Origin of the sequence: Streptomyces sp. NPDC087428, assembly GCF_044744085.1 — a bacterium.
Taxonomy (GTDB): domain Bacteria; phylum Actinomycetota; class Actinomycetes; order Streptomycetales; family Streptomycetaceae; genus Streptomyces.
The window spans coordinates 171,733-190,752 of sequence record NZ_JBIUXR010000016.1; the positions used below are offsets into that span (position 1 = coordinate 171,733).

The following is a 19,020-nucleotide window of genomic DNA, read 5'->3' on the forward strand; positions in this document are numbered from 1 at the left end:
CGGATCGTCATCTCAGCCGCCGCCGTACCCGACCACCTACGCGGCGCCCTCACCCGCTGGCTCCTCGAAGTCACACCCGAGCTGTACGTAGGTACTGTCTCAGCCCGCGTCCGCGACGAACTCTGGACAGCCGTTGCCGCCTGCGCCGGCGACGGTGTGGAAGTCCTTGCCCACCCTGCCGACAATGAGCAAGACTTCCAACTACGCACAGTGGGTAGACGTCGCCGTGCAGGGAGGTGCTCTCCGCGCGAGCAGACGTGAAGTGGCTGTCGCCTCGGGCTTTCCGGCTGTGGCGCAACGTCGGGCTCGGCGGGATGCTGCAGACCGGGCCGGAAGACGAGGCGTGGCGGGGCCGGTGTTCCGGCCGGGGCGGGGCGTTCGCCGACCTGCTGTACTCCAGCGGTCTGCGTCGCCGCAGGACAGCACCCTGTTCACCAGCGAACTCCCCGACCTGGGGCAACCGCCTGCCCCTTCGGCTGAGCCGCCCGCGGAAGCGTGTCAACCGCCCCGCGGGGGCTGGTCAGTCGTTGTGGGGGCCGATGACGGAGGCCCCGTCGTGCACGGTGATCGCCATGGCCGGGCAGATGTCGGCCGCGTCCAGGACTCGTTCGTCCGGCTCGATGTCCTCGGCCCGCACTCGGGCGCGCTCGCCGTCCAGGGCGAACACCTCCGGGACCGTTCCGGCGCACATCCCCGAACCCTGGCAGAGCTGGGGGTCGACGCGTACGTTCCAGGCCACGGCGCTCACCACTCCACCGGCATGACGCGTGGACCGCGCACCAGCATCTCGGACTTCCAGGTGACATCGCCCGCCAGGCGCAGCTCCGGGAAGTGGGCGATGAGGGCGGACAGCGCCTCCTGGAGTTCCAGCCGGGCCAACGGGGCGCCCAGGCAGTGGTGGACTCCATGGCCGAATCCGAGGTGCTGGCTGCCCTCCCGGGCGATGTCGAGCACGCCCGGGGCGGTGAACCGCAGCGCGTCGCGGTTGGCGGCGCCCACGGCGACCAGGACCGGGCTGCCCGCGCGGACGAGTGTTCCGCCGACCTCGACGTCCTCGGTGGCGTACCGGGGCTGACCGGCCCCGCTGCCCAGGGGCACGAAGCGGAGCAGCTCCTCCACGGCGTGCGGTACGAGCTCCGGCTCGGCCCTGAGCCTGGCCAGCTGGTCCGGGTGGTCGAGGAGCGTGAGGACGAAGTTGGGGATCTGGGACGCGGTGGTCTCGTGCCCCGCGACCAGAATGGCCACACAGAGATCGATGAGTTCGAGCTCCGAGAGCCGGTCGCCGTCGTCGCGGGCCTCGATGAGGGCCGTCATCAGGTCGTCCTGCGGTTCCTGGCGGTGGCTGTCGATCAACCCGGCCATGTAGGAACGCAGTTCGGTGCGGCTGGCCTCGAACTCCTCGGCGGTGAGTGAGCTGGTCGACAGCGCGTCGTCGCTCCACACGCGGAACCGCGGCCGGTCCTCGGTGGGCACGCCCAGCATCCGGCAGATCACGGCGACCGGCAGCGGCAGCGCGAACAGGTCGACCAGGTCGGCGGGCGGCCCGGCCTTCTTCATCTCGTCGAGGAGGCCGGCGGTCAGCTCCCGGACCTGGGGGCGGAGCTTCTCGACCTGGCGGACGGTGAACGCCTTGGCGACCAGGGAGCGCAGCCGGGTGTGGTCCGGCGGGTCCATGCCGAGGATCCCGCCGTCGCGCTGCCCCTCGGACTGGCGGGGCTCGTCGTGCGAGGCGGCCGCCGCGCGGCTGAAGCGCTGGTCACCGAGGACCAGCCGGGCATCGGCATAGCGGGTGACCAGCCAGGCCGGTTCTCCGTACGGCAACTGGACCCGTAAAAGGCCCGCTTGGTCGCGGACGCGCTCGTAGGCATCGGAGAGCTGGAGTCCGTCGGGGGTGTTGAAGGGGTAGGCAAGGGGCGCGATATCTGTGGTCGTCACTGCGGCCTCCCGGATGTAAGCAGCTGCTTACAACGGTAGGAGCGTCCTTTGCGAGCAGTCAACGACGCTTTACAGCCGTTATCCTGACGGGCCGTCCGAGAGGAATGCCACCATGGAACCCGGTTCCGTCCCGCCGTCCGAGGAGCGCCCCAGGAATGCCCTGGCCACCCGTCGCCGCCTGCTGGAGGCGGCCCGTGACCTGTTCGCGGAACGGGGTTACGAGGGGACGACGGTCCGGAGCATCGCCGCGCTGGCCGGGGTCAACCAGGCCCTGCTGTTCCGGTATTTCGGCTCGAAACGGGGTTTGCTGACGGAAGTCGTCGCGCTCGGCGGGCTGGAGCAGTTGCGGGTGACGCCGCCCGAGGAGCTTTTCGAGGCCGCCCTGCGTTCGCTGCTGACCCGGAGCGCGGAGGGGGCGGAGGACCGTTCCCTGGAGGTCTATCTGCGCTCGGTCGGACGGGGCGACGAGGCGGCCGGAACCCTGCGGGAGCTGGGGGAGGAGTACCGGAGTGCGCTGGCTGGACTCTCCGGTGCCCCGGACGCGGTGCTGCGGGCGGATCTCGCCATGGCCTGGCTGCTGGGGATCGGACTGATGCGCACGGTCGTCGCCCGGGAGCCGCTGTCCGGTGCCGAACCGGACGATGTCTGCCGCCTCGTCCTCGGCACGCTCAGCCATCTGTGGTCGGCGAAGCCGGGCGACGGCGAGGCGTAGGAAGGACCCTTGTCATGGAGACGGCCTCGCCGAAGCTGCCCGAGCCTCACCCCGGAGCAGAGCCGGCGTGCCGCCGACTACGTGGAGCTGGTCCGGGGTGAGTTGGGCGTACGGCTGCCGGTCGGCTGCCTCACCGTCGTGCCCGACAACTCGCTGAGTTCCACGGCTGCACAGCCGGCGAGGACGGCGGCGCCCGGCCGGGCCCGCACAGGACCTCGCCCGGCTCCGTACGGCACGCAAGCCAAGCGACGTCCGTCGGCGGCGCAACAGCCCCAGCAGACGATGAGGTAGAGGACCCATGACCGGTCCAGGTCAACCCGCGTGGGTCGCGCACGAGCACCAGACCCGTGCCGAATTGATCGCCAACCTAGCCAGCGCGCGACGGATCATCTGAGGTGAGTCTGTCTCCGGAGCGGACTCCCGTCACGACTCGCAGGTAGTCGGGCCGTCCGGGCCGACTGCCGGAGATGATCCCGGGCCGTGGGGAATCCGAATGGCCGGGGAACCGCTGGCGGCCGGCGGCGCGGGTGTTCAGCTGGTCGCGGTGAGGTTCTTCTCCAGCGGGGTGATGTAGTTGGGCAGGTGGTGGTCCTTGATGGCGTCGGTCTCGGGGGCGAACAGGTCGGCGCCCACACCCTTGGCCCGGTCCCGCAGCATCGCGGCCATGGGCATGGCCTGGTGGAGCCGGCCGTCGGCGTCGATGTAGCGGAGCGCGTCGACGTGGGTGTAGGCGGGCTCGGGCGGGAGGTGCGGGACGATGTCGTTGTTGTTGACGAAGCGGTAACAGCGGTCGGTGAAAGCCTTGTTGTGTGCGCCGGCGAGCAGCCGGTCGCAGGTGCGGGGCTGGCCGAAGGTGTACACGCCGTCCGCGAGCAGCCGCGGCTCCTCGAAGTACAGGCGGGCGCCGGCCAGCATCGCCAGTGCCGCGCCGAGGCTGTGGCCGGTGAACCAGACGCTCTGCCCCTGGGTGCGCAGGTCCAGGACGGTGTCGCGGACCTGGGGGTAGACGGACTGGAGGGCCTGGTGGAAGCCGTAGTGGACGAAGCCCTTGTTCCCCGGTCCGGGAACGGGCGGTGTGCTGACGTCGGTGAGCCAGTCACGGATCTTGGCGACCTCGGTGCCCCGGAAACCCGTGACGATCATGCGGTCGCTGGCCATGACGTACGCCTGGGTGTCCTCGATCGGGAACGGCATCCTGTGCGTCGACTCGAAGTACCGCATCTCGTCGAATCCCCATGCGCGGGCCTGGGCCTCGATGCCGTCCCGGTCCAGCGAGGCCAGCCCGGCCGCCCTGCCCATCCAATAGGCATGCGCGGGGCTGTAGCCGGTCGTCGAGTGGTCCAGGCCGGGAATGGTCATCGGTGTCCTTCGTGAAATCGGCTGTGGTCGCCCAGCAACCTAGCTCCGCGGCTGAACACCGGGGGCCGGCAGCGCCCGCGACCACCCGAACGGACGTAACACCGCCGGGGCGGGCCGGGCGGCTCGCGGATCGCCGTCCGATTCTCGCGGCGGGCGCACTCGCTCCCTGACGTCATGAGGTTCACGCTCCTCGGGTAGCCACTGGACTCGTGAATGGACGCCACCGAGCTCGTGTATCCGGTCGGTGCCGGAACTCGCTGGTCGCTGTAAGGGGCCCGCCGCAACAGGTCGCCGCCCGCCGCGGCGATCAGCGGGTGCCCGAGACCGACGCGGCCCCGTCGCCCGCTGATCGCCGCGCGTCCGCTCACTCCGCCGTTGCGAGGAGCGCGGTGCGGGCTCCCAGCGCGGCGGAGAAGCGGTCGGTCACCTCGGCGAGGGCCTCGGCGGAGCCCGGGGCCACGGTCAACGCACCGTCCTGGCCGACGGTGATGTCCTTGTCGAGGGTGAACCACCCCGGCACGATGTGCGCGGCGCCCATGGAGCTCAGCACGGGGCGCAGCGCGTAGTCGATCGCCAGGACGTGGGCCAGGCTGCCGCCGGTGGCCAGCGGCAGCACGGTCTTGCCGGTCAGCGCGTACTGGGGGAGCAGATCGAGCAGCGATTTGAGCAGCCCCGAGTAGGCGGCCTTGTAGACCGGGGTGCCGATCACCACCCCGTCCGCCTGAGCGAACAGCTCGGTGGCCGCGACGATCGCCGGATGGCCGAACTGCGCGCCGAGCAGCGCGTCCGCGGGCAGGGTACGGACCTCCAGCGAGGTCACCTCGTGCCCCTGGTCCCTCAGCCGGTCGTCCAGGTCACGCAGGAGCCGTGCGGTTCGGGAGGTGGAGGAGGGGCTTCCGGAGACGGACAGGACGGTGGCCATGCGGGCACCTTTCGGTTCGGGGTTTCGGGCGGGCAGGACGGCGGGGCCGACGGGACACGGTTTCGGGCCGTGCGACCGGCGGCGGTACTCACCACGCACTGGACTCCACCGCGATCACGGGGGTCAGTTCGTCGCGCAGTGTCTCCAGGAACGTGATGATCTCGGCCGCCACCGAGCGGTGCTGGAGGTCGTTCAGGACATCGTGATGGGCATCCCGGACCACCGAGAGGCGGGCCCGGGACAGGGACTTCGCCGTACGGGCCACGGCATCCCGGTCGGCGAGCGGATCGGCGTCGCCGAGGAGGATCAGCGCCGGGACGCCCACGTCGCCGCCGTACGCCGCCGTGAGCAGAGCGTCCGGCACCGCGGCCCGGAGGGAGCCCCGCCGAACGCCGGCGTCCTCGGTGAGCGTGCTCCGGTGCGCGGGACAGGAGGTGCGTACGTCGAGTTCCTCGTCCCAGGTGCCGCTCCCGGTGGCCATGTGCCCCGGGAGCCCGGCGAGAACGACGGCCTCCGGCCGCCAGACGGCAGGGGTCCCCTCCCGGCCGAGCAGTGCGGCGACCGCGGCCGCGCCGGTGTCGGCCCCCACGACCACGACGGGGCGGACGACACCGTCCTGCGCCGCGGTCCCTTCGAGCGCCGCGACGAGCTGTGCACCGAATCCGGTCAGCGAGCCGGTCAGGTCCTCGGCGTCGATCTCCGGTGCGTCGATGACCCGGACCCGGTACGCGTCGGCGGCGAGACGCCTGCCGAACCGGGCGTAGGCCGCCCGGGTCTCTCCGCGGCCGGGTACCACGAGGACGGTGCCGCGGACGCGTAGGCCCTCCGGGCCGAAGTGGTCGCTGTACTCGGGCATTTCAGACTCCTGTGGGTTCGGTGGCGGGTTCGGCTGTGGGTTGGGGGGCGGCCCGGGGCCTCCAGCCGAGGGCCGGTGCCACCTCGGTCGCGATGAGTTCGAGGGCCCGGATCGCGGCACCGTGGTCGGGGACCGCGGGATTGAACTGGGTGATCAGATCCGTGGCGACAGGCAGGACCTTCTCCTGCCGGAGTGCGGTGACGATCTCCTCGGGAGCACCGTGGAACGAGTGGAAGCGCCGCAGCGCCTCCTCCACGCCCAGCCCCTTGGGGAAGGAGCCGCTCTCCGCCATCCGCAGGGCGGCCCGGTGGACGTCGTCACCGATCTGCCGGAGCGCCGTGCGCTTGTCCTTGGCGGGGAAGATGAACCGGGACAGGCCGACCCGTGGCCGGCGGGGCCGGTCCCACGCGGCGAGGTACGCGTCCGCCCAGGGGCGCTGCACCTCGTCCGTGGGCGCGTCGAAACCGTAGGCCGCCCGGTTGAGGAGCAGGTTCGAGCCCCCGGCCGCGGCGTACGCCGCACCGCCGCCGCTGAAGACGCCCTGCCAGATCCGGTCGCCGAAGCCCACGGCAGTCGGCTGGATACGGAAGCCGGGCGCCCCCACTTCCTCGTTGGCCAGGGCTGTGCGCAGAACCTGGAGGTTCGCACTGGTCAGCTCACGCCTGCGCTCGAAGTCCTTGCCGAGGGCGGCGTACTCGGCGGCGGCGGCCCCACTGCCCACGCCGATCTCGACGCGTCCGCCGCTGAGCAGGTCGACGGTGGCGACATCCTCGGCGAGGCGGACCGGGTCCTCCAGCGGGAGGATCGTGATGGCGGTGCCGAGCCGTATCCGGGTGGTCCGCGCCGCGGCGTGCGCCAGGAAGGGCCACGGCGAGGACAGGCCGCCTCCGCCCTGGGTGACGTGGTGCTGGGCGACCCAGCCGACGTCGAAGCCGAGTTCGTCGGCGGCGACGAAGAGTTCCTGGGCGTCGCGGTACGTCTGGGCCAGGTCGTCGCCCCTGCCCTGGACATGGGTGAGGAAGCCGAGTCTGAAGCGCGGTGTCTCGTCGGTCATGAGGTGAATGCCTTTCAGCGGTCGGGCGGTGATCGACAGCCGTCGGCGGCCGGGCGGTGGGGCGGCCCGGAGCTCAGGGCCGCCCGGCGTACTCAGTCGCGTACGAGCTCGCGCTCGAGCGTGTGCCGGTTGGCGGCGAACGGCAGGCCGAGATTGCCGCGCAGGGTGTCGGCCTCGTACTCCGTGCGGAACAGACCGCGCTTCTGCAGGAGCGGCACCACGCCGTCGACGAAGAGGCTGAGATCGTCGTTGTTCCGGAAGGCGAGATTGATGCCGTCGAAGGTACCGGCGTCGAACCACTGCTCGATGGTGTCGGCGACGGTCTCCGGGGCGCCGACGAACGGTGAGCGGCGGAACGCGCCGACCGACTCGGCGACCTGGCGCAGCGTCAGGTTCTCCGCGCGGGCGCGCTCGATGATCTTCGCGGCGCCCGTACGGCCGCCCTTCTCCGCGAGGTGGGAGACGTCCGGGAAGGGCGCGTCCAGGTCGTGGCCGGCGAAGTCGTACGCCCCGAAGGAGCGGCCCAGGAGCGCGAGGTTGCTCTCGAAGTCGTTGTCCTCCTCGAAGATCTCCCGTTCGCGGTTCCTGGCGTCCCGGTCGGTCGCGCCGACGATCGGGCCGCCGTGGATGAACACCTTGATGTGGTCGGGATTGCGGCCGTGGGCCGCGGTGCGCAGCTTGATGTCGGCGTAGTACTCCTGTGCCTGTTCCAGGGAGCCGCCCGGGGCGTAGATGCCCTCGGCCACCCGCGCGGCGAGATCGCGCCCCTCGGGCGAGACCCCGGCCTGGAAGATGACCGGCTGGCCCTGGGGCGATCGGGAGATGTTGAGCGGTCCTGCGATCTTGAAGTGCTCACCGGTGTGGTCGAGCGCGTGCAGCCGGGCCGGATCGAGGAAGACGTCGCGTTCCACGTCGGCCGGGAAGGCGTCGTCCTCGTAGGAGTCCCACAGACCCCTGGCGACCTGGACGAACTCCAGCGCCCGGCCGTACCGCGTCGTGTAGTCCAGGTGCTCGTCCAGCCCGTAGTTCTTGGACGTGCCGGTGTCGAAGCTGGTCACCACGTTCCATCCGGCCCGCCCACCGCTGATGTGGTCGAGGGAGGCGAAGCGGCGGGCGAGGTTGAACGGCGAGTTGTACGTCGAGCTCGCCGTTCCGACCAGGCCTATGTGCTTGGTGTGGGTGGCCACCGCGGAGAGCAGCGTGAGGGGCTCCAGCCGGTTGAGGTAGTGCGACGGGTAGGTGCTGTTGATGAACTGGCTGTCGACGACGAAGAGCGCGTCGAAGAGTGCGTGCTCGGCCGCCTGGGCCTGCTGGATGTAGTAGTTGATGTCGATGCTGGCGTTCTTGGCGACGCGCGGGTCCTTCCACAGACCGTGCTGCCCGGGGCCTCCGACGCCGTAGGGGTGCAGTGCGAGGTGGATCGTGCGGGACATGGCTGTTCCTCTCGAGATGTTCGTGGAGTTGGCGGAGTTGTTGGGGGCCTGGCCGTACGGGCGCCGCCGTGCTCAGACGTTCAGCAGCGCGCGCAGCGCCTCGCGCTCCGACCGGTCGGCCGCGCCCGTGCGCAGGGTCGGCGCCGAGCTGACGAGCAGTCGGGTGTACGCGTGCCGGGGGTGGTTGATGACGTCGGGGGAGGCGCCGACCTCGACGAGTTCGCCCTGGTACAGCACCGCGATGCGGTCCGCGGTCCCCGCCACGGACCCGAGGTCGTGGGAGATGAGGACGAGGGCCACGCCGGTGGCCCGTAGCTCCTTGAGGATCTCCAGGACCTTGACGCGGTTGGCCGAGTCCAGCGCACTGACCGGCTCGTCGAGGATGACCAGCCGGGGCTCGGTGACCAGCGCCCTGGCCACGGAGACTCGTTGGCGCTGACCGCCGGAGAGCTCGCCGGGCAACCGCTCCAGCAGTTCCGCGGAAAGGTGGACGCGGTCCAGGAACGACCGGGCCCGCGCGGTTGCCTCCTTGCGCGGTACGCCCTGGACGAGCAGGGGTTCGGTCAGGGAGTCCTCGACGGTGAGATCCGGGTCGAGGCTGCGCAGCGGGTCCTGGAAGACGTACTGCACGACACCGCGGCGGCGCAGGGCGCGCCACTGACGGCGGCCGTAGGCGCTCACGTCCGCCCCGTCGATGAGGACCGATCCGGCCGAGGCCGGAACCAGGCCGAGAACGGCGCGGGCAAGGGTGGACTTGCCCGATCCCGTCTCGCCGATGACCCCCACGGTCTCGCCGGGTGCGACGCTCAGCGAGACCCCGTGCAGGGCGCGGCGGCGCCGGCGGCCCCGTCCGTAGCGCACGTCCAGTCCGCTGACATCGAGCACCGGCCCGGCGTCCCCCGCACGACCGGCTGCTGCCGCTTGCGTGAACTCGTCGGTCACGACGCCTCCTTCGGGGCGAGGAACTTCTCCAGGCCGTACTGGTCGTGCTCGGCGATGAGCAGCCGGGTGTACTCGTGCTGCGGGTCGTGGAGCACCGCCCGTGTCGGGCCGTGCTCCACCACGTCGCCCTGCTTCATCACGAGGACCTCGTCGCACAGCTGGGCGACGACGGCCAGGTCGTGGGAGACGACCACGAGCGCCAGTCCGGTCCGCTCCCGCAGCTCGGCGAGCAGATCGAGGATCTCGGCCTGGACGGTGACGTCGAGGGCCGTGGTGGCCTCGTCGGCGATGAGGGTGCGTGGTTCGACGGCGATGGCCGCCGCGATCAGGACGCGCTGGAGCATGCCTCCCGACAGCTCGTAGGTGTACTGGCCGTAGACCAGCTCCGGGTCGCGCAGGCGCACCGCCCGCAGCAGTTCGACGGCGCGGTGCCGTGCCTCGCGCCGCTTCAGCCCCTGCTTGGCCCGCAGGACCTCGGCGATCTGGGCGCCCACGCGGATCGAAGGGTTGAGGTAGGACGCCGGGTCCTGGAAGACCGCGCCGATCGTGGCGCCGCGCAGGGCCGTCCACTGCCGGGACGTGAGGGTCGCGATGTCGGTGCCGGCGATCTCGATCGAGCCGCCGGAGACCTCGAAGTGCGCGGGCAGGATGCCCAGCGCGGCCCGGCAGGTGAGCGTCTTGCCGCTGCCGGACTCCCCGACGATGCCGACCGCCTTGCCGGGAGTGAGGTCGAAGGTGACGCCGTGCACGATCTCCCGGTCGGTGACGCGGTCGCTGATGCGTACGTCGCGGAGGGAGAGCACCGGCGCGGTCGCCGGGCCGGGCAGGGCGGCGGTGACGGCGGGCTCGGCCTGCCCGGGAGCGATGTGCTGGGACAGGGTCGTCACAGGGAACCTCCGGTGGGGACGGGACCGCTCTTGGCGAGGCGGTTGGCGCGGGCCTTGCGGTTGTTGACCAGGGCCCGGCCGGCCTCGCCGGAGACATCGCGGATGGCGTCGGCGAGGAGGTTGCAGGCCCAGACGGTGACCATGATCAGCAGGGCGGGCGCCAGCGGTGCCCACGGCTGGTGGCTGAGGTAGCCCAGGTCGGAGGCGAGCAGCCCGCCCCAGGTGGGCGCCGGAGGCTGGACGCCGATGCCGAGGAACGTCAGGCTCGACACGATGACGAAGCCGACACCGATGGTCTGTGCGAGTGCGATCGCGATCGGCGGGAGCACCTTGACCCAGACGTGACGGCGCACGACCCAGCCGACCGAGGCACCGGAGATGATCGCGGCCTCCACGTACGGGGAGCGGGCGACGGCCAGCGTCGCCGCGCGGGACACCCGGTAGAAGAGAGGCGAGACCAGCGCTCCGGTGACGAGCATGGCCTGGGTGAGGCCGTTGCCCAGCAGGGCGATCACGGCGATGGCGAACAGCAGGAACGGCAGGGCCACGAGGGTGTCGGCCAGGCGGAGGGTGAACCACTCGAAGGCCCGGCCGAGACAGACCGACAGGATGCCCGGCACGGCGCCGACGACCAGGGCCGTGAGCGCGACCTCCAGCGAGCCGAGCACGCTGACGCGCGAGCCGTCCAGCAGCCGGCTGAGCACGTCACGGCCGAGGTAGTCGGTGCCCAGCCAGTGGGCGCCCGAGACATCAGCGAGCGGGTTGTCGCTGGTGGCCAGGGGATTCTGCGGAGCGATCCACGGTCCGAGTACCGCAAGCAGTGCGATCACCACGAGGATGACGACGGCGATCCGGCCGGACACGAGTGCGAGCACGCGGCGCACCATGGTCACACCCCCCGCTGCGATGCCGGCATGACGCGTGCCAGCACCAGATTGATGATCAGGTTGAAGGAGACGACCAGCACGATCGACACCACGAGGACGCCCTGCACCGCGGGTACGTCACCGGCCTGGGCGGAGTCGTTGGCGAATCTGCCGAAGCCCTGGAGGCCGAAGATCCACTCCGTGACGACGGAGGCGCCGACCAGTGCGGGGAACTTCTGCCCGAGTGTGGCGAGCGCGGGCCCGAGACCGTTGCGCAGCACATGGCCGAAGAAGATCCGCCGGGGGCTCAGCCCCCGTACCACCGCGCCGGTCACATAGTTCTCGTCGTAGGCCGAGATGAGGCTGGTACGCAGCTGGCGGGCGACGTCGGCGATGACGTCGAAACTCAGCGCGAGCGCGGGGAGGGTGATGTGGGCGAGCCAGCGGCCGAATCCCTGCTCCGCCGGGATGTAGCCGGCCGACGGGAACAGATGGAGTCCGACCGCGAGGACCGCGACCAGCACGATGCCGACGACGAACGCCGGCATCACCGAGATCACGGTGACGAACCCCGTGATCGCGCGGTCGACGAGGGTGGTGCGCCGGAGGGCGGCCAGGGTGCCGAGACCGAACCCGGCCACCACCCCGATGATCAGCGCGAACGTGGCGACCGACAGGCTCACACCCAGGCCGAGGCCGATCAGGGTGGAGATGTCGGCCCCGTTGACCCAGCTGGTGCCGAGCTGTCCGTGCAGAACGCCGGTGAACCAGTCCCAGTACTGGGACAGGAAGGGCTTGTCGAGGCCCCACTGTGCCTCGATCCGGTGGATCGCCTCGGGGGTCGCCTCCTCGCCCAGCTGGATACGCGCCGGGCTGAGGCCGCTCAGCGACCGCAGGGCGAACGTCACGAACGTCGCGACCAGGAACACGGGTACGAAGATCGCGACCGACCGGCCGAGGGCGGCCAGGACCCGGCCCGCCGCGTGCCGGGCCCTGGCCGCGGCGAGCCCGCGACGGCGGGCAGGAGCCACCGGTGGAGCGCTCGTCGTCATGGGGCTTGCCCCTCTCTTCGTCGAATGCATGTCAGTTGCCTTGTGTGACGGCTCAGTCGGAGCCGTTGACGGTCACGCCGGTCCAGTCGATGTGGGCCGGGTTCTTCGGCAGTCCGGAGATCTGCTTGCTCTTGGCGAAGAGGTTCGGCGCGGAGTAGGTGAAGACCAGCGCCTTGCTCCCGAGGCCGGCCCTGGTCGCCTCCTGAAGGGTCTCGGTGTACTTCGGCGAGTCCAGCGGCGTCCGGCGGACCTTGGCCACGGCCTCCTCGAAACCGTCCGGCTCGTACGGTGTGCTGAGGTTGAGCGGACCGTTGGGGCCGAAGTGGGCCGTGAGGGTCTGCACGGCGGAGTCGCGGCCCGTGGTCGAGTACAGCGAGAACGTCAGGTTCTTGGCGAAGAACGGGGTGGCCCAGTTCTTGTCGATCTTGATCGTCGCCTTGATGCCCACCGCGGCCAGCTGCGACTGCACGATCTCGGCCTGCGGGTCCTCGGCCGGGACGACCAGGCTGAGCTTGATGTCGCCGGCCTTGTGACCCGCGTCGGCCAGCAGTTGCCTGGCCTTGTCCGGGTCGAAGGAGTAGGCGTTCTCCGACTTCGGGTCGTAGGCGACGTATCCCTTCGGGAAGGGCTGGTTGGTCACCTCGCCGTAGCCGAAGGTGAGCTTGTCGACGAATTCCTTGCGGTTGACCGCGTAGCGGACGGCGTCGACGACCCGGTCGTCGTCGAACGGGGCCTTGTTGACGTTGAGGCTGATGTTGGAGGCGTTGAAGCCCGGCTGGGAGAAGACGTCCAGCCCGGCCTTCTTGGCGGCGTCCGCCTGGCTCGGATCGAGGTCCGCGAAGTTGTAGACACCGGTCTGCAGGCCGGAGACGACCGTCGAGGCGTCGGGGGCGGAGCTCAGCTCGACGTCGTCGATGTGGATGTTCTTCGCGTCCCAGTAGCCGGGGTTCTTCGTCAGGACGGCCTTGGTGCCGGGGACCAGCTGCTTGACGATGAACGGCCCCGCCCCGACCGGGTTCTGGTCCAGCCCGGCCGGGTCCTCGGCCGCCTTGGGGCTGGCGATCTGCAGGACGCGCTCGCCGAGCAGTTGCGGTATCTGGTAGTCGACCTGGCTGAGGTGGAGAACCGCGTCCAGTCCGTTGGCGTCCACGGACTTGATGGACGTCAGGTCGCCGAAGAGCGCGGAGTTCTTCTGCTTCTTGGCCCGTTCGACGGCGGCCTTGACCGCGGTGGCGTCGACCGGCTCGCCGTCGCTGAACTTCAGACCAGGGCGTACGTGAAAGGTGATTTGGTCGCCGGTGGCGTTGTACTTCCAGCTCTCGGCGAGGTCGGGCACGGCCTTTCCGGACTCGTCGGTCCGCGTCAACGAGGCGTATACCAGGGCGAGGTGGCGGAACTGGGCCCCGCTGCCGGAGACCACCGGATCCCAGTGGGCGGGGAAGTAGGAAGAGGCCCACTTCAGCGTGGCGCTGCCGGCGGAGGCGGAGACGTCGCCGCCGCAGGCGCTCAGGGCAGGGGTGAGGAGAGCGACGAAGGCGGTTCCCAGGGCCGCGGACCGAAGGCCGCCGGCGCGTCGGGCCGGCCGGACGGGGTGTCCGGGGCGGAGCGTCGTGAGTCGAGGGGACATCTCATTCTCTCTGTGACGGTCCCGTCCTGTTCCGGCCCGGATCAGGACGGGAGGTCGGGGAAGGGGAGGCGGCTCGGCGCCTGCGCCGGACCACTGGCCGGCACATGGGCGTGCGGACAGGGGTGGCTGGGCAGGCCTTCGGGCACGCGGGCAGGCTGACCTCGGCCAGGGGCGGGCAGCGGGGAAGGGGGGAGGACCCGGCCGTGCGTGAGACGGCGCTCCATGAGGAGCGCCGGAGCTCAGGGGCGGGCCGGGGCGCGGGATCCGGTGCGCGACGTTGCGCTGCGGAGCACAAGTGCGGAAGTGCGGGGGACAGGCGCGGCTCGGCGCGACAGCGGGCAGTCAGTGCTGCCGGCGGGCGTCAGGCGGGGCCTGTGGATCGGAGCGGTGGCCGATCAGCGACAGAGTGCGCTGGAGGTGCGCCGAAGATCCACGTATCGGCACACCACACCGGGGTGCGTCGTGAACATGGTGCATATCCTGCTGGCAGCTGTCGGCGTCTGTCAATGGACACCAATTGGTGTCTCATTCGGTGGAACGGTCTCTGACCGCAGATCAGAGCCCTGCGGAGGACCGGGGACGGGTAGCCGGGTGCACCCCGGCCTCCCCGGGATGCAGCCACAGCGGCCCGTTCCCGGTATCCACCCGGACCGCGTCCGAGGGCGGCCGGCCCCCTTCCGTGAGCAGCTCCGCCTCCGGTCCGGTCAGGCTCCGATGACGCTCCAGAGCCTCGGCAGGGGAGAGCGGCACGGAGGTCTCCAGCAGCCCGGGGCAGAGCTCCTCGACGGCCGCCGCGTACGCCGCGAAGGGCCGCCAGCCGGGCACCACCCGGTACCCGGCGGGGGAGCGGAACAGAAGGGTCGGGAGCGCGTACCGGAACCCGTCGTCGGGGGTCGGCCTGGCAGCACCGGGGTGGGGCGATCCGTCGCGCACGGACAGCACCTCGGGCACCGGGCGGCGCGCCTCCGCCCGGTCGGCCCGTACCCGTTCGAGCACTTCGCCCGACGCCGCGTCGGACATCAGCCGCCCCGGATCCAGGCCGGGCACACCTCGCACCGCGGAGAGCGCGAGCGCGCCGGTGTCCGCCGGCTCCCCGAGCACGAACGCGGTCTCCCGCAGCCGCCGCAGCACCCGTTCGGCCACGCCGTCGCCTTGGAGCTCCGCGGCCTTGGCGACGAGCGAGGAGGGCCAGGAGCTCGCCGCGACCCGGCTCAGCCGGACCGCCCGGGGCGCCAGGGTGTGCGAGCTGATCTCCTCCACGTAGCTCGCGTACCAGGCCGTCTCCGCCGCCGGGTCGGGCGGCGGATCGTCGTCGACGTCGAAGAGGATGGCGTACGACCGCCGCCAGCGGACCCGGCCTGCCAGGGCCGCCCGCAGGCGGCGGAAGACGGGCTCCGACCCCCAGGCCCAGGGGCACATCGGATCGGTGTACTCCACCACCTCCACCACGGGCGGCGGTTGCGGCGCGCCCGTCACGAGACGCCGACCCCGGACTGCCGCTCCAGCGCGCCCACGGGCAGCAGGGAGGCCAGGGTGAGACCGCCCAGGACCGCCGTCGCCTCCGCCTCGACCCGCCGCCACACACCGGGCAGGCCCACAGCCGGGCCGGGGTAGTCGAGCGCGGCCAGGGGCTCGCCGCGCAAGGTGATCACTTCGCCGTCGACGGCACGCACGATGTCCAGCAGGGCGATCTCGCCGGCCGGTCTGCCGAGCCAGTAACCGCCCTCGCAGCCGCGCTGGCTGCGCACCAGGCCGGCCCTGCGCAACTCGCCCACGACGGACTTCAGGAACCGGAACGGGATCTCCTGTGAGGAAGCGATGGACTCACAGGTGAGTGGACGGCCAGGCTCACGGGCGAGCTCCAGGAGGGCCCGCGTGGCGTAGTCCGCCTTCGCGGAGATATGCATGCCCACATCATGCCCGACGACCGTTCCACGACAAGGGCGTCACGGAGTTCTGCCGTGGGCTCGCCTTTCGCATGTCCCTTTGCTGCGGACCGCGGCCTTTGTCCGTGCGGCCTGCCGGGCGTCAGCCGAGCAGCCCCGCCTCCTGCGCCAGCACCGCCGCCTGGACCCGGTTGGTGCAGTCGGCGCGGGTGAGGATGCTGCTGACGTGGGCCTTGACCGTGCCGGAGCTCAGATGGAGCTGTGCGGCGATCTCGGCGTTGGAGAGGCCGGTGCCCAGCAGTCGCAGGACGTTCCGTTCAGCCGGTGTCAGGTCCGCGATCCGACGTGATGCGACGTCGCTGCCGTGGCCCAACCGGGTCCGGAACTCGACGAGTTGGCGGGCGACCTGCGGGGCGAGGACGGGCTCACCGGCTGCGGCGCGGCGTACGGCGTCGATGAGGTCGCGGGGGCCGGTGTCCTTGAGGAGGTAGCCGTGGGCTCCGGCGCGCAGGGCGCTGGTGACGGTCGCTTCCTCGCCGAAGGCCGTCAGCATCACCGCTCGGGTGCGGGGCGAGTGCCGGGCGATCTCGGCGACGGCGGTGATGCCGTCCCCGGGCATACGGATGTCGAGGAGGGCGACGTCGACGGGGTGGGCGCGGCAGGCTTCGACGGCCTCACGGGCGTTCTCTGCCTCGGCCACGATGCGGACCTCGTCGTCGTTCTCCAGGATGAGGCGGACCCCGGCGCGCATCAGCGCCTCGTTGTCGGCAATCAGGACTCGGATCACCGGTTCAGTGTAGAGCCGCCATGATCAGCAGGGCGATGGTGCCGCCGATCGTCGGCAGCAACACCAGCAGAGCCGCGCAGCCGCCCCCCAGGAGGCGGGGCCACGTGAGGACCTCCGCGGACAGCGGGGGCCGGGAGCCCGCCCCGCCGGACACCTGACCGGACGAAATGGCGTACACGGGAGCCGAGTCGGGCCGGACGGGTATACGGGCGGAGAGGACGAAGCCGCCCTCCGGGCGCGGTCCGGCGTGGAGAGCGCCCCCGAGCAGGCTGATCCTCTCCTGGAGGCCGACGAGTCCACTGCGGTTCCCGTCCCCGGGCGGACAGGGCACCGGCGGGGCGTCGTTGACGACGGCGACGGCTACCGTGTCCCCTTCGTCCTGGAACGTCACACGGACCGGCGCGCCGGACGCGTGCTTCAGCGCGTTGGTGAGTCCTTCGCGGGTCACGCGGTGGACGGCCTGCCGGGTGCGGGCGTCCGCGTCGGTCGGCCCGGTCGCGTTCCAGTGCAGTTCGGCGTCGGCCCCCGCGTTCCGGGAATCCGCGACCAGGGCCGAGAGATCTTCGCGACTGCCCCGCTCACCGCTGTCCTCGCCGGAGTGGTGACGGAGGACGCCGAGGATGCCGCGCAGCTCGTCCATGGCCGTTCCGGCGGTGATGCGCAGAAGTTCGGCCTGGGAGGCCAGCGGGGGCGCCTGTCGTTCGGCGGCGAGCTGGAGGGCTCCGGCGTGCACCGAGATGAGACCGATGCGGTGGCCGAGCAGATCGTGCATCTCGGCGGCGATGCGCGCCCGTTCCTCCATGCGGGCCGCCTCGTCGGTGAGGAAGCGGGTCTGTTCGAGGTAGGCGTTGCGTTCCCGCAGCAGCCCCGTCAGCGGGCGGCGATGCCCCAGCAGCATGCCGGACAGCGCGGGCAGCAGGAGGAACAGAGCAGCCACGCCGGCGCCGGCGACCAGGTACGGCATCGTCGGGAGTCCGCTGAAGGACTGGGCGGCGATCGACATGAGCACGGCGCCGGCACTGCTCGCCCCGATCACTGCCCAGGCGCGTCGTACGGGGGCGATGCGGCGCACCGCCGACCACACGACGCACGGCACCACGACCATCGCCCACACGTTGTCCCCGGCGATCACCGGCACGCAGCCCAGCACCGTGAGAGCCGGGTACATCCGCCGCGCGGGCACGAGGAGTGCCGCCCACACTCCCAGGAGTGCCGCCGTCACCGGGTGGGCCGGCGGAATCAGCGGAACCGGCGCCAGCGAGCACAGCAGGACCAGGCCGGCGAGTACGCACTCGGTCACGACCGTCCGCCGGGGGGCGGCGCGCACCGCCTCCCGGATCGCGGCGGCCTCGCGGCGCACCCGTGTGCACGGTCGCACTGCCGGACTCATGTTTCCTCCCTGTGGGCGCCGTTCTCGACGGCTGCTCTCGTCGTGCGCGTCGGCGGACCACTGCGGCTGCGTCAGGACGCCTGTGCCGCTCCGCCCGGGACCCGGAGCTCCGGCTCCGCCCGCAGCCCGACGACGTCCGCCCCGCTCTCGGTCAGCACACGCTCGATCTCCGCCGCGGACTCCGCGTCCGTTCCCTTGTCCAGCAGCGCGGCCAGCAGGTGGGTCGTACCGACCGTGGGCGAGCCCTGAGCGGAGGCGGTGAGCTGGGTGACGTGCAGGAGCCGCCGTTCGAAGTCGGCGTGGCCAGGGACCTCCCGGGGCTCCTCCTCCGCGTCCCCGGTGGTGGGGAGCAGTACCCGGGTGACAGCATCCTGCCGTACGCCGTGCCGGCGCAGGAGTGCGGCCCCCTGGTTCGCTCCCGTCAGCTTCTCGGGCAGCTCACGCCCCGCGACGGTCAACGACCGTTCCAGCGCCAGGATCCCCAGCAGCACATCGACGGGTTCCATCTCCGATGCCCCGCGCCGCGCCGCCCCCCGTGGTGCCTCCGTGCGCACCGCACCCACGACTGCGGAACCGAACCCGGCGCCGCCCCCGAATATCCAGGCGGTGAACTTCCGGGTCAGCGGATTGCCGTTCTTCCCGAACGTCCCCGCGTTGCGCAGGATCAACACCGATCCGGGCTCCGGTACTTCGTCCTTTCCCCGCAACGCGTCGAGCGCCATCGAGGCAGCCGGAACGTCCACCTTCTCCAGCGCCATGGCCTCGCGGGCACGCGTATCGGGCAGCCCGACCAGTGCGCGCGCCACGTGCCGGACGCGCACGGAAGCGGTGCCCTCCTCCCGTGCGGCTTCCAGCGCCTTGCGTAGACAGGTCCGCAACGCGCCTGTCATCGGAGGGAGTTCAAGACCTTCCTGCCCCTGCCCCTGCTCCTCCTTCTGCTTCCGGTTCTGCCGGCGCAGCCTCTTGGCCTCCTCCAGCCGGACCTCCCGCCAGAAGGCGCCGATCTCCCGCTCGTCGTCCGGGCTTCCCGCCGTGCCGTCACCCGCGTCCTCACTGACCCACACGGACGTCCCCCGGCACCCGATCGAACCGCCGAGCGAGCCGGAAGCCCTTATTCCGGGTGCGATCGCGGAACCTGCGGCCGAGTCACCCGACACCAGCGCGTACAGCACGCTTTCCGTACCGACATCCTCGCGTTCCTGCTTGTCCACCGCGCGCATCGCCTCCAGCAAGAGCTTGACGACGTCCCTCTCGAACTCGGTGGTCACGTCGGCGTCGCGGTCGGACGTTCGCTGATCCATCGGGCTGCCTT

General features: G+C 71.3%; 19 protein-coding genes. 2 read left to right on the forward strand and 17 right to left on the reverse strand.

The window, feature by feature from the left end; all coding sequences use genetic code 11:
• Window positions 1–9 precede the first annotated feature (9 nt).
• Window positions 10–261: a type I-E CRISPR-associated endoribonuclease Cas2e gene (cas2e, locus tag ACIO3R_RS31105; protein WP_402110358.1), complete on the forward strand. Its 252-nt coding sequence runs from the start codon at window positions 10–12 to the stop codon at window positions 259–261.
• A 259-nt stretch (window positions 262–520) separates the two neighbouring features.
• Here cas2e and ACIO3R_RS31110 read toward each other — a convergent pair whose 3' ends face one another.
• Together ACIO3R_RS31110 and ACIO3R_RS31115 are read right to left on the reverse strand one after the other, a co-directional pair.
• Window positions 521–739 carry a ferredoxin gene (locus tag ACIO3R_RS31110; RefSeq protein ID WP_385031318.1) on the reverse strand — a complete coding sequence of 73 codons (219 nt, stop codon included), beginning with the start codon at window positions 737–739 and terminating at the stop codon, window positions 521–523.
• Window positions 740–744: 5 nt separating this feature from the next.
• Complete coding sequence (locus ACIO3R_RS31115; protein WP_402110313.1) at window positions 745–1,935, reverse strand: cytochrome P450; 1,191 nt, start codon at window positions 1,933–1,935, stop codon at window positions 745–747.
• A gap of 112 nt (window positions 1,936–2,047) precedes the next feature.
• Here ACIO3R_RS31115 and ACIO3R_RS31120 point away from each other — a divergent pair, with 112 nt between their 5' ends.
• A complete protein-coding gene (locus tag ACIO3R_RS31120; protein ID WP_385031324.1) occupies window positions 2,048–2,647 on the forward strand; it encodes a TetR/AcrR family transcriptional regulator in 600 nt (199 codons plus the stop codon).
• 531 nt (window positions 2,648–3,178) lie between these two features.
• Here ACIO3R_RS31120 and ACIO3R_RS31125 read toward each other — a convergent pair.
• The 15 genes from ACIO3R_RS31125 to ACIO3R_RS31195 all read right to left on the reverse strand — a co-directional run bounded on the left by ACIO3R_RS31125 (window position 3,179) and on the right by ACIO3R_RS31195 (window position 19,009).
• A complete protein-coding gene (locus tag ACIO3R_RS31125) occupies window positions 3,179–4,006 on the reverse strand; it encodes a lipase family protein (RefSeq protein WP_402110314.1) in 828 nt (275 codons plus the stop codon).
• A 364-nt stretch (window positions 4,007–4,370) separates the two neighbouring features.
• A complete protein-coding gene (ssuE, locus tag ACIO3R_RS31130) occupies window positions 4,371–4,928 on the reverse strand; it encodes an NADPH-dependent FMN reductase (protein WP_385031330.1) in 558 nt (185 codons plus the stop codon).
• Window positions 4,929–5,016: 88 nt separating this feature from the next.
• Window positions 5,017–5,784, reverse strand: a complete 768-nt coding sequence (locus tag ACIO3R_RS31135) for an alpha/beta hydrolase (RefSeq protein ID WP_402110316.1) — start codon at window positions 5,782–5,784, stop codon at window positions 5,017–5,019.
• Between the two features lies 1 nt (window position 5,785).
• Window positions 5,786–6,838 (reverse strand): LLM class flavin-dependent oxidoreductase, encoded by a 1,053-nt coding sequence (locus tag ACIO3R_RS31140; RefSeq protein ID WP_402110318.1) that lies wholly within the window; start codon window positions 6,836–6,838, stop codon window positions 5,786–5,788.
• 92 nt (window positions 6,839–6,930) lie between these two features.
• Window positions 6,931–8,271: an LLM class flavin-dependent oxidoreductase gene (locus ACIO3R_RS31145; protein WP_385031338.1), complete on the reverse strand. Its 1,341-nt coding sequence runs from the start codon at window positions 8,269–8,271 to the stop codon at window positions 6,931–6,933.
• Window positions 8,272–8,343: 72 nt separating this feature from the next.
• Window positions 8,344–9,213: an ABC transporter ATP-binding protein gene (locus tag ACIO3R_RS31150; RefSeq protein WP_402110321.1), complete on the reverse strand. Its 870-nt coding sequence runs from the start codon at window positions 9,211–9,213 to the stop codon at window positions 8,344–8,346.
• Complete coding sequence (locus ACIO3R_RS31155) at window positions 9,210–10,100, reverse strand: ABC transporter ATP-binding protein (RefSeq protein ID WP_402110323.1); 891 nt, start codon at window positions 10,098–10,100, stop codon at window positions 9,210–9,212. Before ACIO3R_RS31155 ends, ACIO3R_RS31150 begins: the two co-directional genes overlap by 4 nt.
• The gene (locus ACIO3R_RS31160) at window positions 10,097–10,987 is read right to left on the reverse strand and encodes an ABC transporter permease (protein WP_402110325.1); all 891 of its coding nucleotides are present in this window, start codon (window positions 10,985–10,987) and stop codon (window positions 10,097–10,099) included. Before ACIO3R_RS31160 ends, ACIO3R_RS31155 begins: the two co-directional genes overlap by 4 nt.
• Window positions 10,988–10,989: 2 nt before the next feature.
• Window positions 10,990–12,018 carry an ABC transporter permease gene (locus tag ACIO3R_RS31165; protein ID WP_385031347.1) on the reverse strand — a complete coding sequence of 343 codons (1,029 nt, stop codon included), beginning with the start codon at window positions 12,016–12,018 and terminating at the stop codon, window positions 10,990–10,992.
• A 52-nt stretch (window positions 12,019–12,070) separates the two neighbouring features.
• Window positions 12,071–13,645: an ABC transporter substrate-binding protein gene (locus ACIO3R_RS31170; protein ID WP_402110327.1), complete on the reverse strand. Its 1,575-nt coding sequence runs from the start codon at window positions 13,643–13,645 to the stop codon at window positions 12,071–12,073.
• A 555-nt stretch (window positions 13,646–14,200) separates the two neighbouring features.
• On the reverse strand, window positions 14,201–15,064 hold the full coding sequence (locus tag ACIO3R_RS31175) for a DsbA family protein (RefSeq protein ID WP_402110360.1): 864 nt from the start codon (window positions 15,062–15,064) through the stop codon (window positions 14,201–14,203).
• Between the two features lie 53 nt (window positions 15,065–15,117).
• Complete coding sequence (locus ACIO3R_RS31180) at window positions 15,118–15,552, reverse strand: RrF2 family transcriptional regulator (protein ID WP_402110328.1); 435 nt, start codon at window positions 15,550–15,552, stop codon at window positions 15,118–15,120.
• Window positions 15,553–15,673: 121 nt separating this feature from the next.
• Window positions 15,674–16,318, reverse strand: a complete 645-nt coding sequence (locus ACIO3R_RS31185; protein ID WP_402110329.1) for a response regulator — start codon at window positions 16,316–16,318, stop codon at window positions 15,674–15,676.
• A 4-nt stretch (window positions 16,319–16,322) separates the two neighbouring features.
• Window positions 16,323–17,708 carry a sensor histidine kinase gene (locus ACIO3R_RS31190; protein WP_402110331.1) on the reverse strand — a complete coding sequence of 462 codons (1,386 nt, stop codon included), beginning with the start codon at window positions 17,706–17,708 and terminating at the stop codon, window positions 16,323–16,325.
• Window positions 17,709–17,779: 71 nt separating this feature from the next.
• On the reverse strand, window positions 17,780–19,009 hold the full coding sequence (locus ACIO3R_RS31195) for a Clp protease N-terminal domain-containing protein (protein ID WP_402110332.1): 1,230 nt from the start codon (window positions 19,007–19,009) through the stop codon (window positions 17,780–17,782).
• Window positions 19,010–19,020: the final 11 nt, after the last annotated feature.

Bases quoted from the DNA above. Each gene is read 5' to 3' on its own strand.
- ACIO3R_RS31120 (WP_385031324.1), top strand. From the start codon at position 2,048: ATGGAACCCGGTTCCGTCCCGCCGTCCGAGGAGCGCCCCAGGAATGCC.
- ACIO3R_RS31125 (WP_402110314.1), bottom strand. From the start codon at position 4,006: ATGACCATTCCCGGCCTGGACCACTCGACGACCGGCTACAGCCCCGCG.
- ssuE (WP_385031330.1), bottom strand. From the start codon at position 4,928: ATGGCCACCGTCCTGTCCGTCTCCGGAAGCCCCTCCTCCACCTCCCGA.
- ACIO3R_RS31135 (WP_402110316.1), bottom strand. From the start codon at position 5,784: ATGCCCGAGTACAGCGACCACTTCGGCCCGGAGGGCCTACGCGTCCGC.
- ACIO3R_RS31140 (WP_402110318.1), bottom strand. From the start codon at position 6,838: ATGACCGACGAGACACCGCGCTTCAGACTCGGCTTCCTCACCCATGTC.
- ACIO3R_RS31145 (WP_385031338.1), bottom strand. From the start codon at position 8,271: ATGTCCCGCACGATCCACCTCGCACTGCACCCCTACGGCGTCGGAGGC.
- ACIO3R_RS31160 (WP_402110325.1), bottom strand. From the start codon at position 10,987: ATGGTGCGCCGCGTGCTCGCACTCGTGTCCGGCCGGATCGCCGTCGTC.
- ACIO3R_RS31165 (WP_385031347.1), bottom strand. From the start codon at position 12,018: ATGACGACGAGCGCTCCACCGGTGGCTCCTGCCCGCCGTCGCGGGCTC.
- ACIO3R_RS31170 (WP_402110327.1), bottom strand. From the start codon at position 13,645: ATGTCCCCTCGACTCACGACGCTCCGCCCCGGACACCCCGTCCGGCCG.
- ACIO3R_RS31175 (WP_402110360.1), bottom strand. From the start codon at position 15,064: ATGTGCCCCTGGGCCTGGGGGTCGGAGCCCGTCTTCCGCCGCCTGCGG.
- ACIO3R_RS31180 (WP_402110328.1), bottom strand. From the start codon at position 15,552: ATGCATATCTCCGCGAAGGCGGACTACGCCACGCGGGCCCTCCTGGAG.
- ACIO3R_RS31190 (WP_402110331.1), bottom strand. From the start codon at position 17,708: ATGAGTCCGGCAGTGCGACCGTGCACACGGGTGCGCCGCGAGGCCGCC.
- ACIO3R_RS31195 (WP_402110332.1), bottom strand. From the start codon at position 19,009: ATGGATCAGCGAACGTCCGACCGCGACGCCGACGTGACCACCGAGTTC.